Annotated in this window: 12 protein-coding genes; 7 read left to right on the forward strand and 5 right to left on the reverse strand. The window is 56.4% G+C overall.

What is annotated here, in order from left to right; all coding sequences use genetic code 11:
• Positions 1–103 precede the first annotated feature (103 nt).
• Genes hppD through WJU16_RS02485 form a run of 3 tightly spaced genes read right to left on the reverse strand, consistent with a single transcriptional unit; the run spans position 104 to position 3444 of the window.
• Positions 104–1234 carry a 4-hydroxyphenylpyruvate dioxygenase gene (gene hppD / locus WJU16_RS02475; protein ID WP_341836744.1) on the reverse strand — a complete coding sequence of 377 codons (1131 nt, stop codon included), beginning with the start codon at positions 1232–1234 and terminating at the stop codon, positions 104–106.
• Between the two features lie 33 nt (positions 1235–1267).
• The gene (locus WJU16_RS02480; protein ID WP_341836745.1) at positions 1268–2260 is read right to left on the reverse strand and encodes an aldo/keto reductase; all 993 of its coding nucleotides are present in this window, start codon (positions 2258–2260) and stop codon (positions 1268–1270) included.
• A 26-nt stretch (positions 2261–2286) separates the two neighbouring features.
• Positions 2287–3444, reverse strand: coding sequence for a homogentisate 1,2-dioxygenase (locus WJU16_RS02485; protein WP_341836746.1), 1158 nt, complete (start codon positions 3442–3444; stop codon positions 2287–2289).
• A 274-nt stretch (positions 3445–3718) separates the two neighbouring features.
• On the opposite strand from WJU16_RS02485, the gene WJU16_RS02490 reads away from it, so the two are divergent.
• From WJU16_RS02490 to rpe, 7 genes are all read left to right on the forward strand, one after another.
• The gene (locus tag WJU16_RS02490) at positions 3719–4351 is read left to right on the forward strand and encodes a hypothetical protein (RefSeq protein ID WP_341836747.1); all 633 of its coding nucleotides are present in this window, start codon (positions 3719–3721) and stop codon (positions 4349–4351) included.
• A gap of 38 nt (positions 4352–4389) precedes the next feature.
• A complete protein-coding gene (locus WJU16_RS02495; protein ID WP_341836748.1) occupies positions 4390–4539 on the forward strand; it encodes a hypothetical protein in 150 nt (49 codons plus the stop codon).
• A 711-nt stretch (positions 4540–5250) separates the two neighbouring features.
• Complete coding sequence (gene thrA / locus WJU16_RS02500; RefSeq protein ID WP_341836749.1) at positions 5251–7692, forward strand: bifunctional aspartate kinase/homoserine dehydrogenase I; 2442 nt, start codon at positions 5251–5253, stop codon at positions 7690–7692.
• A 9-nt stretch (positions 7693–7701) separates the two neighbouring features.
• Complete coding sequence (locus tag WJU16_RS02505) at positions 7702–8664, forward strand: homoserine kinase (protein WP_341836750.1); 963 nt, start codon at positions 7702–7704, stop codon at positions 8662–8664.
• Positions 8651–9979 carry a threonine synthase gene (thrC, locus tag WJU16_RS02510; protein ID WP_341836751.1) on the forward strand — a complete coding sequence of 443 codons (1329 nt, stop codon included), beginning with the start codon at positions 8651–8653 and terminating at the stop codon, positions 9977–9979. The genes WJU16_RS02505 and thrC overlap by 14 nt, the downstream gene beginning before the upstream one ends.
• 24 nt (positions 9980–10003) lie before the next feature.
• A complete protein-coding gene (locus WJU16_RS02515; protein ID WP_341836752.1) occupies positions 10004–10819 on the forward strand; it encodes a tetratricopeptide repeat protein in 816 nt (271 codons plus the stop codon).
• A 30-nt stretch (positions 10820–10849) separates the two neighbouring features.
• Complete coding sequence (gene rpe / locus WJU16_RS02520) at positions 10850–11527, forward strand: ribulose-phosphate 3-epimerase (protein ID WP_341836753.1); 678 nt, start codon at positions 10850–10852, stop codon at positions 11525–11527.
• Here the strand turns inward: rpe and WJU16_RS02525 are convergent.
• Together WJU16_RS02525 and WJU16_RS02530 are read right to left on the reverse strand one after the other, a co-directional pair.
• A complete protein-coding gene (locus tag WJU16_RS02525) occupies positions 11508–11900 on the reverse strand; it encodes a response regulator (protein WP_341836754.1) in 393 nt (130 codons plus the stop codon). The genes rpe and WJU16_RS02525 overlap by 20 nt on opposite strands.
• A gap of 7 nt (positions 11901–11907) precedes the next feature.
• Positions 11908–14517: a PAS domain-containing protein gene (locus WJU16_RS02530; RefSeq protein WP_341836755.1), complete on the reverse strand. Its 2610-nt coding sequence runs from the start codon at positions 14515–14517 to the stop codon at positions 11908–11910.
• Positions 14518–14530 lie beyond the last annotated feature (13 nt).

Below are 14530 nucleotides of genomic sequence, written 5' to 3' on the forward strand. Positions count from 1 at the left end.
CGGCTCAATTTTGGGCCGGCATATCCGGCAAACATAAAGGGTGACCGGGAAAGCGAATTGTCGCTTCCGGCCACCCTTTTATTTTCTCACATAGCAGGTTGGTTTATAAGTTGCCGCGCAGCGCCTGTTCGCGCTCGATACTTTCGAACAGCGCCTTGAAGTTGCCTTTCCCGAAGGATTTGGCGCCTTTGCGCTGGATGATCTCGAAAAATACGGTGGGCCTGTCTTGCAGCGGTTTGGTGAAAATCTGCAGCAGGTAGCCTTCCTCATCGCGGTCTACCAGGATGCCCAGTTCTTCCAGCGGACGAAGGTCTTCATCGATTTCGCCTACCCTTTCCAGCAGGTCGGCGTAATAGGACGAAGGCACGGTGAGGAATTCCACGCCACGCGCCTGCAGTTCGCCCACAGTATGCACGATGTCATTGGTGGCGATGGCGATGTGCTGAACACCGGGGCCGCCATAAAAATCGAGGTATTCCTCGATCTGGGATTTCTTTTTGCCTTCGGCAGGTTCGTTGATGGGGAATTTGATCCTGCCGTTGCCATTGCTCATCACTTTAGACATGAGCGCGGAATATTCGGTGGAAATATCCTTGTCGTCGAACGAAACGAGGTTGTGGAAGCCCATGGTTTCGCTATAAAAATCTACCCAGGTATTCATTTCATTCCAGCCTACATTACCTACGCAGTGGTCTACATATTGCAAGCCGGTGCTGGTGGGCTGGTAGCGGCTTTGCCAGGTGCGGTAACCCGGCAGGAAGGGGCCCTGGTAATTTTTACGTTCCACGAAAATGTGAACCGTATCCCCATAAGTATGAATACCGCTGCGCACCACTTCACCGAACTCATCTTTCTCGACGGTGGGCTCCATGTAAGGTTTTGCGCCGCGTTTCACGGTTTCGGCAAACGCCTGGCGCGCGTCATCCACCCAGATGGCCAGTACCTTCACCCCGTCGCCATGCTCGGCGATGTGTTCGGCGATAGGGCCGCCTGGCTTGAGCGGCGTGGTCAGTACGAAGCGCAGTTTATTCTGCACCAGTACATACGAAACGCGGTCTTTCACACCGGTTTCGGGACCGGCATATGCCAGCGACTGGAAACCGAAGGCCGTTTTATAGAAATGCGCGGCCTGCTTGGCGTTTCCCACGTAAAACTCCACGTAGTCGGTTCCGTTGAGTGGCAGGAAGTCTTGCGTTCCCTGCGCGGTTGATGGCTTTACGGTGGCAGTGTTCATAACTTAATGGTTTTTGATTTTGTTGTTTATGGATTAAACAAGCTGTAACGCGTACAAATGCTTGTTGATGAAATCGATCTCTTCGGGAGCAAGCTTCACGTTGATCGCAGCGGCGTTTTGTTCCGCCTGGCCGGCGTTACGCGCACCTACGAGCGCTACCGTGATACCCGGGCGCTCGATGGTCCAGCGGATCACGAGTTGTGCCAGGGTGGCGTTTTTACTTTCCGCCAGCGGCTTGATCAGCGACAGGAATGCGTTGATGCGGGCGATATTGTCCGGCTGATAGAAAGGCGTTTTCGGACGGTGGTCGCCGGCTTCGAACTGGTGATCAGGTTTGATTTTACCGGTAAGGATGCCGCGCTGAAGCGGGCTGTAAGCCAGGATGGCTTTATTGTTTTCGATGCAATACGGCACCAGTTCCTTTTCGATATTGCGTTCCACCATGCTGAAGGGCACCTGGTTGGAGGCGAGTTTCACCACGGCGTCGGCTTGCTTCATTTGATCAACGTTGTAGTTGCAGACACCCGCTTCGCGGATTTTGCCCTGTTCTTTCAGGCGCAGCACGGCTTCGAAGGTTTCTTCGATGGGCGTGGCAGCGTCGGGCCAGTGGATCTGGTATAGGTCGATGTAATCGGTACGCATGCGGCGGAGGCTGGCTTCGCACTCACGGATGATGCTGTCGCGGCCGGCGTATTTGTAGATTTCAATGGCTTTGCCGGCATTGTCCTGGCTGCTGAAAGCGAAGGTGCCGTTGGTGCCTTCCCAGGTCATGCCGAATTTGGTGAGCAGCTGCACTTTATCGCGCGGGATGCCCACGAGAGCTTCGCCTACGATTTCTTCGCTGGTGCCCTGTCCGTAAATGGGTGCGGTATCGATGGAGGTAACGCCGCGGTCGATCGATGCGCGGATGGCTTCGGTAGCGTCCTTACGCTCCGCGCCGCCCCACATCCACCCGCCGATGGCCCATGCGCCGAAGGTGATGGCGGATACTTTCAAATTGCTGTCTCCTAATTGTCTGTATTCCATGCTTTTAAAATTTTCCCAAAAGTAACTTATTCGGCCCAGCTCATCACGTAACGCTCGTCTTCGATACCGAGGGCCTCCTGCGTTACCTGCAGGGGGTGGAAGGTATCGACCATCACGGCCAGTTCTTTGGTTTCTTTGGCGCCGAGGCTTTTCTCCACCGCCCCCGGGTGCGGCCCGTGCGGGATGCCGCCGGGGTGCAGGGTGATCATGCCGCGGGTGACGTGCTTGCGGCTCATGAAATCACCGTCTACGTAATACAGCACTTCATCGCTGTCGATATTGCTGTGGTTGTAAGGCGCGGGAACGGCCTGCGGATGGTAGTCGTACAGGCGGGGAACGAAGGAGCACACTACGAAGTTGTGGCCTTCGAAAGTCTGGTGCACCGGCGGCGGCTGGTGGACGCGGCCGGTGATGGGCTCGAAGTCGTGGATGGACAGCGCGAAGGGATATTCGCAGCCATCCCAGCCGATCACGTCGAAAGGATGATGCCCGTAGTGAATGGGGTACATCACGCCTTTCTTTTTGATATTGATGATGAAATCGCCGGCCTGGTCGATAGTTTCGAGGTCTTTGGGCTGGCGGATATCGCGTTCGCAGAAGGGGGCGTGCTCCAGGAGCTGGCCGTATGGACTGAGGTAGCGTTTCGGGAACCGGATCGGGCTGAAAGACTCCACGATGAAGAGGCGGTTATCCGTATGCGAGAATTCCAGCTGGTAAATGGTGCCGCGGGGGATGGACAGGTAATCGCCGTACCCGAAATCGATGCGGCCATATTGGGTGCGGAGGGTGCCGGAGCCTTCGTGGACGAAGATCAGCTCGTCGGCGTCCGCGTTTTTATAGAAGTAATCTTTCATGCTGCTGCGTGGGGCGGCGAGGGAAAGATGGCAGTCGCTGTTGACCAACACGGGTTTGCGGGAAGCCAGGTAGTCGTTTTCGGGCTGGATGTTGAAACCCTGGAAACTGCGGTGTTTGAGCATTTTCTCCTCGGCTACGCGGGGCGCGGCGGCGTAGGGCTCGTCTACTTTCACGATCTCGGTAGGCGGATGGCAGTGGTAGAGCAGCGAATAATGGGAGGAAAACCCTTCCGTGGAGAACAGTTGTTCGGAATACAGGGAGCCGTCCGGTTTACGAAACTGGGTATGCCGCTTATGCGGAATCTGCCCGAGCGTATGATAATGTGGCATAATGGGTGTAATTGAACTTTCCCGGCGGGTAAGCCGGCAAGCAGGTCATAGTACTGTAATAGAGAGGAAGCGGCCGCAAGGAGGCCCCGGCATTATAACGCCGAATCCATGGCAAGGGTTGCCATGAGGAAGCAATAATTGCTCTGATACTTGTATGTAAGCGAAGAATGCATACGTAACTGCGATAAAATTAAGGGAAATTCCGATACACCCCGCAAATGCAGGAGAAAATTTTTACCTTGGAAAAATCGCTATACCTAATACCCCTTTACTTATGTGGCCATTCGTCCGCCAGTCGCTGCTCAATACCGTGGAATACATCCAGGCTTATTATGAAACATACACCGCCGCCGTTCGCAGAACGGGGATTGTATTCATCATACTGGGAACCGCCGCCGGATTACTGATCTTCCTGGCCATGGCTTATGCAACAGAACGGATGGACCAGCTGGATGCTATTGGCGAGTTGTCCACGATCGGTTTTTCCGAAGGGTTAACGTTGGGGGGATATGTGATGTTATATTCATCCAGCTTGCTGGCCATGCACATGTACAAAGGCATTGTACCGGCCGTGGGCACTGCCTATTCCAACAAGTTGCCCGCCGCCGCGAAGCGCATGTTTCTCCTTGGACTGCTGATTTTGTACATATTGTTTGGTATATACGAACTGATGCAACTTTTAAGTCTCTTCAAGTCCGAATTCGTTCCCGGGAATATGATATTATTTACCCTGGCGCCATGGTTCCAGACGGTATTCCTGACGTCGCTTTCCATAGCAACGGCTTTCCTGTCAGTGCTGGTAGTCTTCAAAGGAACCGGCCAGTTAATGCATGACGAAACGCGGTCAGCCATTTTCGCGGCGACAATTTTGCTTTTTTCTGGATTAAAGCCATCCAGTCCCTGGTAATTATAATCAACGCTGTAGTTACGGCCCCGATAGCCGGGATGTTTCCTTTTCAGGGCGCAAACGAATTGCTTTCCGCCGGCGTAATGGCGATTGTTTACCTGTTCGCCATGATACCTGCGGCAGCAATCGCCGCCAGCATACAGCCCCCGGTTTCCAAGATCGCATTCGATGCAGAAACGGAGAAATGAGCAGATAATTTGTGCTTATAAAATATCGCCCTGGGATTCACCTTCAGCGAACATTGCATTGATTCGCGGTTGCAGGATCCAGACGCCTATGCCATCCCCGCCATCCAAGGGGATACTGTAGTGATACCCAGGGGTTACTTAGGGATTACAATGTACTTACTGTATATCTAATGTATATCAGCAAGGTTATTACCCTTACATCACCTACACCTTACCCTTTCATTTACAACGCCTTAACTACACTATATATATGCAGTAACCCTAGTTTTCCCTGCTTTGATATACATGATCCGGCATAAACCCCTCCCTCCCTGCTTTACTTGCACACATCGTCAAAAACAACTTATGTCATATATATGTCACTATCAGCAAAACCCTTACTCCATAAGCATTATAAGCCATACATATGCCCTTAACAGGGTCATATGCCATTAAATATTTTCGAAAAATGGCGATTCCCCTTGCATTTCTCGCCAGATTTAATAACCTTTGTCTTATCAACGTCATAAAACAATAGTGCATTTACTCAACTCACATATTATCCGTATTGCTTCTTTCTCCTCTGGAGCTGCGGGCACTATTATTACCACCACAACCATTACAACCCCATCCCGGGGTTAATTTTCACATATCGTCCACCGACCGGGCTTCTCCGGTTCCCAGCAAGCGGGGTTCTTCCCCTTCCGTTTTCCTCATACATTTTATTTCAACATGCAGGTCCTAAAATTCGGCGGCACCTCCGTAGGCAGCGCCAAAGCCATCAGCCAGGTATGCGATATCCTTGCCAGTTATAAACGTAAAGGCGTTTTGGCCGTCGTAGCTTCCGCCATGAGCGGCACCACCGACAAACTCATCCGTTGCGGACAAATCGCCGCGGAAGGAAACGAACATTACCGCGACATCCTCCGCGACATCGAACAACTCCACCTCGACACCGTTCGCCAACTCTTCCCCATCACCGCGCAAAGCAGCCTGCTCAGCCAGGTTAAAAAACAACTCAACCAGCTCGAAGCCCTTTGCGACGGCATCTTCCAGGTCGGCGAAATGTCTAACCGCTGCCGCGATAAAGTAATGAGCTACGGCGAGCTCCTCTCCTCCTGGATGCTGGCGGAAAAATTACGCCTTAACGGACAGAACGCCGCCTGGAAAGACAGCCGCGACCTCATCCTGACCGACAACCAGTTCGGCAGCGCCCTCGTCAACTTCGAAGCTACCGACCATAACATCACCGGCTTTTTCCACCAGCAACAGGCCGAGATCGTTGTGCTGCCCGGCTTCATCGCATCCAACGCCGACCGCGACACCACCACGCTCGGCCGCGGCGGCTCCGATTATACCGCAGCCATCATCGCCGCCGCAACGGACGCCAGCGTACTGGAGATCTGGACCGACGTCAGCGGTATGATGACCGCCGACCCGCGCATCGTGCCGCAGGCCATCGCCATCCCGCGCATTTCCTACGAAGAAGCGATGGAGCTGTCGCACTTCGGCGCCAAAGTCATCTACCCGCCCACCATCCAGCCGGTGATGAACCGCCGTATCCCCATCCTCATTAAAAATACTTTCGACCCCGAAGCCAGCGGCACCCTCATACAGGACAACGGCGAAAAGCCCTACCCCGTTACCGGCATCTCCGGCATCAGGGGCATCGCATTGCTCACGCTCGAAGGCAGCGGCATGGTGGGCATCCCGGGGTTCTCGCGCCGACTGTTCGACGCGCTCCTGCAGGAAAAAGTGAACGTCATCCTCATCACCCAAAGCTCCAGCGAGCATTCCATCACCGTGGGCATCAACGAAAGCGACATGCTCAAAGCCAAGGCTGCGGTCGACAGCGAGTTCTCCCAGGAAATTTACGACAAGCGCATCGAGCCGCTCACTGTCGAGAAGGACCTCTGCATCGTGGCCGTTGTGGGCGACAATATGAAAAACCACCACGGCATGAGCGGACGGCTCTTCGGCGCGCTGGGGCGCAACGCCATCAACGTGCGGGCCATCGCGCAGGGATCTACGGAGAAAAACATCTCCGCCGTGATCGGGAAGAACGACCTGCGCAAGGCCCTGAACGTTATCCATGAAGTTTTCTTCGAATCGGATACCCGCCAGCTGAACATCTTCGTTGCCGGCACAGGCAACGTGGGCGGGAAGCTGCTGGAGCAATTGCAGCAGCAGGAAGCCTACCTCCGCAGCGAGCTGGGATTGCAGGTGCGCATTATCGCGCTGGCTAACAGCCGCAAAATGCATTTCTCGGAAAGCGGCATCCCGCTGGCAGGATGGAAAGACGCGCTGGAACAGGGCGAAGCCATGGACCTCGCAGCATTCGCCGCCCGCATCCCGCAAATGAACCTCCGCAACAGCGTGTTCGTCGACAACACCGCCAGCGACGCCGTTGCAGCCCTGTACCCTAACTTCCTGCAACATGGGATTTCAGTGGTGACCTGCAACAAGATCGCCTGCTCGTCGGAGTATGCAGCATATAAGAAATTAAAAGACCTGGCCCGCAAATACAATGCGTCGTTCCTGTTCGAAACCAATGTAGGCGCGGGGCTCCCGGTCATCAATACCCTCAACGACCTCGTGCGCAGCGGCGACAAAGTGCAGACCATCGAAGCCGTGTTAAGCGGCAGCCTGAACTTCGTGTTCAACAATTTCGTAAACGGATCCAGCTTCCGGCAGGTGGTGAAAGCCGCGCAGGACGAAGGTTACACCGAGCCAGATCCCCGCATCGACCTCAGCGGGAAAGACGTGATGCGAAAAATCCTCATCCTCGCCCGCGAAAGCGGCGCTGTGCTGGAGATGGACGATATCGAAAACCATTCCTTCCTCCCCGACGCCTGCCTCAACGCACCCGACGTGCCCGCCTTCTTCGAGCAACTCGATGTATGCGCCGCCCATTTCGGCCAGTTGCTGAAAAACGCGGCAGACAAGGGCGAGCGGCTGAAGTTCGTAGCCCGTTACCATATGGGCAAGGCTTCCGTGGGATTGCAGTCGGTAGGCCCGCAGCATCCGTTTTACCAGCTGGAAGGAAAGGACAACATCGTGCTGTTTACCACCCACCGCTACGCAGCGCAGCCGCTGATCGTGAAGGGCGCGGGCGCGGGGGCCGATGTTACCGCTTCGGGCATATTCGCAGACATTATCAGAACCGTTCGTTAAATGAAAGATATGAACCAGGACAATAAACCTTCCGTTACGGTATTCGCCCCGGCCACCGTAGCCAACGTCGCCTGCGGGTTCGACGTGATCGGGCTGGCGCTGGAGAGCACCGGCGACGAGATGGACATCCGCCTGTCGGATACCCCCGGCGTGCGGATCACTTCCATCGAAGGCGCGAAGCTGCCGCTGGAAGCGTCGCAGAACGTGGCCGGCGTGGCGCTGCAGGCATTGCTGCACGAATACGGCAAGCCGGAAACCGGGATGGAGATCGCCATCCGCAAAAACATCCATCCCGGCAGCGGTATCGGGTCCAGCGCGGCCAGCGCGGCCGGCGCCGTGGCGGGGGGCAATATGCTGCTCAACAACCACTTCTCCCCGGAAGCGCTGATCCGTTTCGCGATGGAAGGTGAGCGCCTGGCCTGCGGCACGCCGCATGCCGACAACGTGGCGCCGGCCATCCTGGGCGGTTTCACGCTCGTGCGCAGCTACCAGCCGCTGGATGTGATCGCCCTGCACACGCCCGCCGATCTCTGGGTGACGGTTATCCATCCCCAGATCGAAGTACGCACGGCAGACGCCCGGGAGATCCTCAAGCAGCAGGTGATGCTGAAAGACGCCATCCGCCAGTGGGGCAACGTAGGCGCGCTCGTGGCCGGCCTTTACCGCGAAGATTACGACCTGATCGCCCGTTCGCTGGAAGACGTGATCGTGGAGCCGATCCGCTCCATTCTCATCCCCGCGTTCCACGACCTCAAGCTCCGCTGCCGCGAGGCGGGGGCCCTGGGCGGAGGGATCTCGGGCAGCGGCCCGTCGGTTTTCATGCTCAGCAAAGGCGAAGCCAACGCACGTTCCGTAGCGGCCATGATGGAATCCATCTACGCACCGCTCGGCGTCGACTACCACATTCACGTTTCCCGCATCAGTTCCACCGGCGTAAAAGCCATCAAAGCCCATCAACATGCAGTATTATAGCCTTCAGAACCACCAGCACCGCGTTTCCTTCCGCGAAGCCGTTATCCGTGGGCTCGCGCCCGATAAAGGACTGTACTTCCCCGTGGAAATACCCCGCCTGGAAAAGGATTTCATCGAGCGCATCGACGAATACGATCCGCAGTACATCGCGCGCAAAGTGATCCAGCCGTTTATCGGTGCGGATATTCCCGTGCAGGCGCTGACGCAGATCATCCGCGAAACGCTCACCTTTCCCTTCCCGTTGCGGGAGGTGGAAGACAACGTGTACGCGCTGGAGTTGTTCCATGGCCCCACCCTCGCGTTTAAGGACGTGGGCGCGCGCTTCATGGCCGGTTGCCTGGGGTATTTCCGGAAAGAAGAAGAGAAACCGGTAACCGTATTGGTGGCTACTTCCGGCGATACCGGCGGTGCGGTGGCCAGCGGGTTCTATGACGTGCCCGGCGTGGAAGTGGTGATCCTCTACCCATCCGGCAAAGTGAGCGACCTGCAGGAAAAACAGCTCACCACCCTCGGCCGCAACATCCGCGCGCTGGAGATCAAAGGCACGTTCGACGACTGCCAGCGGCTGGTGAAAATGGCTTTCCTGGATGAGGAACTGCAGGCGCGGAGGCCCCTTACTTCCGCCAATTCCATCAACGTAGCCCGCTGGCTGCCGCAGATGTTTTATTATTTCATGGCGTACCGCAAGGTGAAACAGATGAAGAAAGAAGCCGTGATCTCCGTGCCCAGCGGCAACTTCGGAAACATCTGCGCCGGCATGATGGCCGCCGCGATGGGATTGCCCGTCGCCCACTTCATCGCCTCCACCAACGTCAACGATACCGTGCCCCGCTTCCTGGAAAACGGGAAGTACGCACCCAACCCCGCCGTGGCAACGCTTTCTAACGCGATGGATGTGGCAGACCCCAGCAATTTCGTGCGCATCCTGCAGCTCTTCGCGCAGAATGACCGTGCGCTGAAAGCCAGCCTCACCGCCTACCGTTTTACCGATGCGCAAACCGTGGCCGCTATGGAAGATGTGTACGCACGCCGCCGCTATCTCATGGACCCTCACGGCGCCGTGGGGTACCTCGGACTGAAAAAATACATGGACAGCCATCCCGGCTATTGCGGTATTTTCCTCGAAACAGCTCACCCGGTAAAATTCGCCAATACGATGCCCGACAGCCTGCGGGAAGCCATACAGGCGCCGGAGCGCGTGATGATACTGGACGGCATGGAAAAAGAAGCGGTGCTGATGGATGCCGATTATGCAAAAATGCGCGAGTGGCTCCTGCAAACCAGCAAAGCGGCCGCAACGGCGGATGCGAAATAACGGGGATTTCTGTATGTTTGGGTGATGAAATTTCGCCATGTATATTGGGCGCTGCCCGTGTTGCTGTACGCCTGCGGCCAACAGGCCGGTCCCGGACAGCAGCAGGACGCGCCCCCTGCCGATTCCCTTGCCGTCGCCATTCACAATATGCGGACCGACCTGGCCATCCAGCCGGAGAATACCGAACTGCGCACCTGGCTCGCCAACGCCCTGATCGAGCACAACGAATTCGCCGGGGCCGACAGCCAGGCGAACGTGCTGGCCGGCGTACCCGGCAAACTGCCGCAGGCCCTGTATATCCGGGGGCTGATAGCGCTGCGGCAGCGGGATTCCGTCAAATCGATAGACCTCCTGCGTTCCGCCATCCATATTCAGCAGGATTCCAGCGAATACGAAGCCGTAATGCTCACGGCCGACATGATCGCGGCGCGCGGCAGCTATAGGGACGCGGTAGATTACTACCGCCTGGCCGCCAGGATAGACTCCACTTCGGCGGAAGCGCCATTCCTGGCGGGGGAATGCCTCGTACGCAGCATGCAACCCGCCGCCGGACTCCAACTTTTCCAGGAAGCCATCCGCCGCGATCCGGCTTATGCCCCGGCTTACATCGGCATTGGCCAGCAATTAGCGGAAAAAGGGAACTGGAAAGAAGCAGTCGCATCTTTCAACATGGCCGCCAAGGCCGACCCCACGAGCGCCGATGCCTTTTACCATCGCGGGAAAGCGTTACTGATACTGGGGAACAAAGCGGCGGGGCTCGACGATCTCAGCAAAGCCCTTTCGTTCCGGAAAAATTTCCCCGAAGCGCAACACCTGCTCGATTCGGCGAAAAATCTGTAGTATTGTGAACTATTGAAAACTCGTAACGCATTGGAAAAGAAAACACCACTCATCGCCCCCAGCCTGCTCGCCGCCAATTTCCTCGAAATCGGAAAAGACGTGGACATGATCAATAACAGCGTGGCCGACTGGCTGCATCTCGACGTTATGGACGGCCGCTTCGTGCCCAACATCAGCTTCGGGCTGCCGGTGATTTCCGCCGTTACGAAAGTATCTAAAAAGGTGAATGACATGCACCTCATGATCGAGGAGCCGGAAAAATACGCGGAAGCTTTCGCGAAAGCGGGGGCCGACTACCTGACCGTCCACATCGAAGCCTGCCGCCACCTCCACCGCAATATCCAACAGATCAAAAGCCTTGGTATGAAAGCCGGCGTCGCCCTCAACCCGCACACCTCCGTCAGCCAGCTGGAAAATATCATCGCCGACCTCGACCTCGTGCTCATCATGAGCGTGAACCCCGGTTTCGGCGGGCAGCATTTCATCGATCAAACCTACATCAAACTCCGCCAGGTGCGCGACCTGATCCGCAGAACGGGCTCCAACGCCCTCATCGAAGTCGATGGCGGTATTACCACGCAGAACGCGGCACTGGTGGTGGAAGCGGGTGCAGACGTACTCGTCGCGGGAAGCTCCGTATTCGCCTCCCACGATCCCCTGGCCACCATCCGCGAACTGCGGCAGCCGGTTACGGTAACAATGCCATGATAATATCGTTGGTCAAAGGCTTGGTCAGGTATCCTGACACAAAATCGAAACGATCCACCCGTTCGCGGTCCCTTTCGTCAATGGAGGAAGTCAGTACGTAGATCCGTACCGGTTTGGAAAGCTGGGGCCGGAGATCCGCGAACATTTCGAGAAATTCCCACCCGTCCATAACAGGCATATTGAGATCCAGCAGTATAAGATCCGGCAGGCCGGAAGGGTCTGCGGCATTGAGGCGGATGTGATCCAGCACATCCTGGGCGTCGGAGAACTTTGAGACTGCATCAGCGATCCTCAGTCTTTCCAGCATGATCTCGGTTATCTGCTGGTGAATGGGGTCATCGTCTACTATAAAGATCGAATGTAGCGGCTTCATAGATTAGCTATTCGGGCCTGAAGGTAATGATAAATTTCGTTCCTGCACCCAGTTGGCTCTCGGCATGTATGCTTCCCCCCATCGCTTCTATCTGGGTTTTGGTGATGAAAAGCCCTATACCCTTGGCGTCCTTGTTTTTATGAAAGGTCTTACGGAATCCGAACAATTTCGCGCCGTAGCGCTCCATATCAATCCCCAAACCATTATCCTCCGCCGTTAGCATGATCCCCCCTTCCACTACCTTGCTCTTCAGATGCAGGCTAGGCGGGCGCTCGTGCGACCGGTACTTGATGGCATTGGTGAGCAGGTTCTGTAAAATGCTGTCGAGGTAAATGCGCGGGTATTCGATGTGCGGCGCCTCCGTGAAATCCGCCGTGAGCCGGATGGCGCTGGTTTCCATGTCTACCAGTAAAATATCCTTTACCTTCTGCAGCCGGTCGGAGAACGCCAGTGTTTCCCGCTCCACGTTCAGGTCTTTACGGATCTGCACGATCTCGATCAGGTCGTTCAGCGTTTCGTCGATATTGCGGATCACCTCCTGGAACATGCCCCGGTACATCTCCCGCTCCTGCTCGTCCGCCGTTTCGTTCATGATCTGCATGAGCGCTTTCAGGTTGGCGATGGGCGCGCGAAGGTTGTGGGAGGTGATATGCGCGAAGTCTTCCAGCTGCTTGTTCTGGTTGACGAGGAATTTATTGAGGGACGACAGCTGCTCGTTGGCTTTACGCAGCTCGCGCTGCATCTTTTTGCTGTCGGTGATATTGCGGGTGAAGATGGAGATGCTCCCGTCCTGCATGGGCGCCAGGAGGAATTCATACCATTTGTCGGGTTGCGGCAGGTAATTGGAGAACGACACGGGCGCCTGCGCTTCGATGCACTGTTGCACGCGCGCGTGGAACGTGGACCCCACCAGCGATGGGAAAACCTCGAAGATATTACGCCCGATCACCTTGCCGTGGTCCACGATTTCCTGGGCTTTGCGGTTAATGAAGTTCACCTTCCCGTCTTTGTCCATCACAGCGTACCCCATGTCGATCGTATCGAAGAAGAGGCGCATCAGTTCCGCGTTGCGGGTGAGCTGGTTGCGGATGCGGAATTGCTCGGTTACGTCCTGGATCACACCGTATATGCGTACGATGCGGCCGTTGCGGTATTCGGGTTTGCCGATGACGCGGGCCTGGAGGGTATTGTTGCGCGCCGTTTGTATCGTAACCTGCAGGTCGTAGGCCTTTCCCCGGCTCATGCAGGCGGCCACGGCCTGTTCCACGCGCTCGCGGGATTCGGGCTCGTAGAACGAAAGGGCTTTCTCCAGCGTCATCGTGGCGTAGGGCGGCAGTTCGTGGATCTTGTAGGTTTGGCCGCTCCAACGGAGGGCCCTGGTTGCCATATCCAGTTCCCAGCCGCCTATTTTGCCGATTTCGCCGGTTTGGATCAGTGACTCCTGGATTTTGGTGCTTTCCAGCTCCTGCCGCTTCTTTTCGGTGATATCTTTCACGAGGGCCACCACGATCTGGTCTTTATCCACGGGATCTTCGACGGGGAACATGGTGAGGTCGAGGAAGATTTCGCGGTCGATTTTCCCCGCGCCGTTGTGTACCTGGAACGCGAGTTTCTTTTCCAGCCTGACCATTTTACCCCTTTGCAGGACCTGGAGAAACAGCTGGTCGAGCTCGAAGAGCCTGGCGAAGGGATCCTGCACCAGGTTGCTGTCCGGCTGTTCTTCCAGCCCGGTGGAGGCGAAAAACCGGCGCTGCGTCTGGTTAACGCGGCGGATGAACCCGAAGTTATCGAACTGAATGTAGCCGACAGGCAGGTTTTCGACGATGGTATGGAGGAGGCGTTCGCTTTTTTCGAGGCTGAGAACGGCCAGTTTCTTTTCGGTGATTTCGCTGAGGATGATGAACAGGCAGGTAACATCGCCCTGGAGGTCGAGCACGGGGAAGCCGGTGATTTCGTAGTACATCGGCTGGATGCGGGTCACGTTCTCGTCGTGGATCTCGGTATAGCGGAAAAGGACTTCCCGTTTGACGGGCGCTTTTTGCTGTTTGACTTCATCGAGCAGGGCGGTGAGGCCGCTGCGGCGGTTGATGGGATCTTCGAAGACGTTGTAGGGCCGGTTATTGGCGGCATGTTCGGGGCCTAGGATGGCGCGCTGCGCGCCGTTCATGTTGCGGTGCCATCCGTCGGGCGTGAATTCCTGGAGGCCAACGGGGAGGTTTTCGAGGACGGAGCGATAGAAGCGCTCGTTCTCGCGGACTTCGGTTTCGGCTTGAACGTTCCGGATGACCATCATGACCTGGAATACTTCCTGTTGATCGTTGTACAGCGGGCTGCACGAGATTTTGTAACGGAGGGGCGGGTGGCCGTAGGCCAGTTCGAAGTCTACGCGCTCGCCGCTGAGGGCGGCCTGCCAGACGTGCATGGACTGGGAGGCCAGGTTGGGATGGAGGTCCATCAGCTGGCGCAGGCTATCCCCCGCCCGGAGGGCGAAGCCGAGATGGCGGGAGCTTTCTTCGGAGAAAGCATTGTTGACCGTCACGAGGCGCAGCTGTGTGTCGAACACGGCAACGGGATCGGGAAGGGCTTCAATCACCTGTGTCAGCAAGGGATGGTTCATGCAGCTGGTCTTA

The organism is Chitinophaga pollutisoli, assembly GCF_038396755.1.
Classification (GTDB): Bacteria; Bacteroidota; Bacteroidia; order Chitinophagales; family Chitinophagaceae; genus Chitinophaga; species Chitinophaga pollutisoli.

What these genes read in the sequence shown, in the direction of transcription:
- WJU16_RS02515 (WP_341836752.1), top strand. Translation starts at nt 10,004, where the DNA reads ATGAAATTTCGCCATGTATATTGGGCGCTGCCCGTGTTGCTGTACGCC.
- WJU16_RS02480 (WP_341836745.1), bottom strand. Translation starts at nt 2,260, where the DNA reads ATGGAATACAGACAATTAGGAGACAGCAATTTGAAAGTATCCGCCATC.
- WJU16_RS02490 (WP_341836747.1), top strand. Translation starts at nt 3,719, where the DNA reads ATGTGGCCATTCGTCCGCCAGTCGCTGCTCAATACCGTGGAATACATC.
- thrC (WP_341836751.1), top strand. Translation starts at nt 8,651, where the DNA reads ATGCAGTATTATAGCCTTCAGAACCACCAGCACCGCGTTTCCTTCCGC.
- WJU16_RS02485 (WP_341836746.1), bottom strand. Translation starts at nt 3,444, where the DNA reads ATGCCACATTATCATACGCTCGGGCAGATTCCGCATAAGCGGCATACC.
- WJU16_RS02505 (WP_341836750.1), top strand. Translation starts at nt 7,702, where the DNA reads ATGAACCAGGACAATAAACCTTCCGTTACGGTATTCGCCCCGGCCACC.
- hppD (WP_341836744.1), bottom strand. Translation starts at nt 1,234, where the DNA reads ATGAACACTGCCACCGTAAAGCCATCAACCGCGCAGGGAACGCAAGAC.
- WJU16_RS02530 (WP_341836755.1), bottom strand. Translation starts at nt 14,517, where the DNA reads ATGAACCATCCCTTGCTGACACAGGTGATTGAAGCCCTTCCCGATCCC.
- WJU16_RS02525 (WP_341836754.1), bottom strand. Translation starts at nt 11,900, where the DNA reads ATGAAGCCGCTACATTCGATCTTTATAGTAGACGATGACCCCATTCAC.
- thrA (WP_341836749.1), top strand. Translation starts at nt 5,251, where the DNA reads ATGCAGGTCCTAAAATTCGGCGGCACCTCCGTAGGCAGCGCCAAAGCC.
- WJU16_RS02495 (WP_341836748.1), top strand. Translation starts at nt 4,390, where the DNA reads ATGTTTCCTTTTCAGGGCGCAAACGAATTGCTTTCCGCCGGCGTAATG.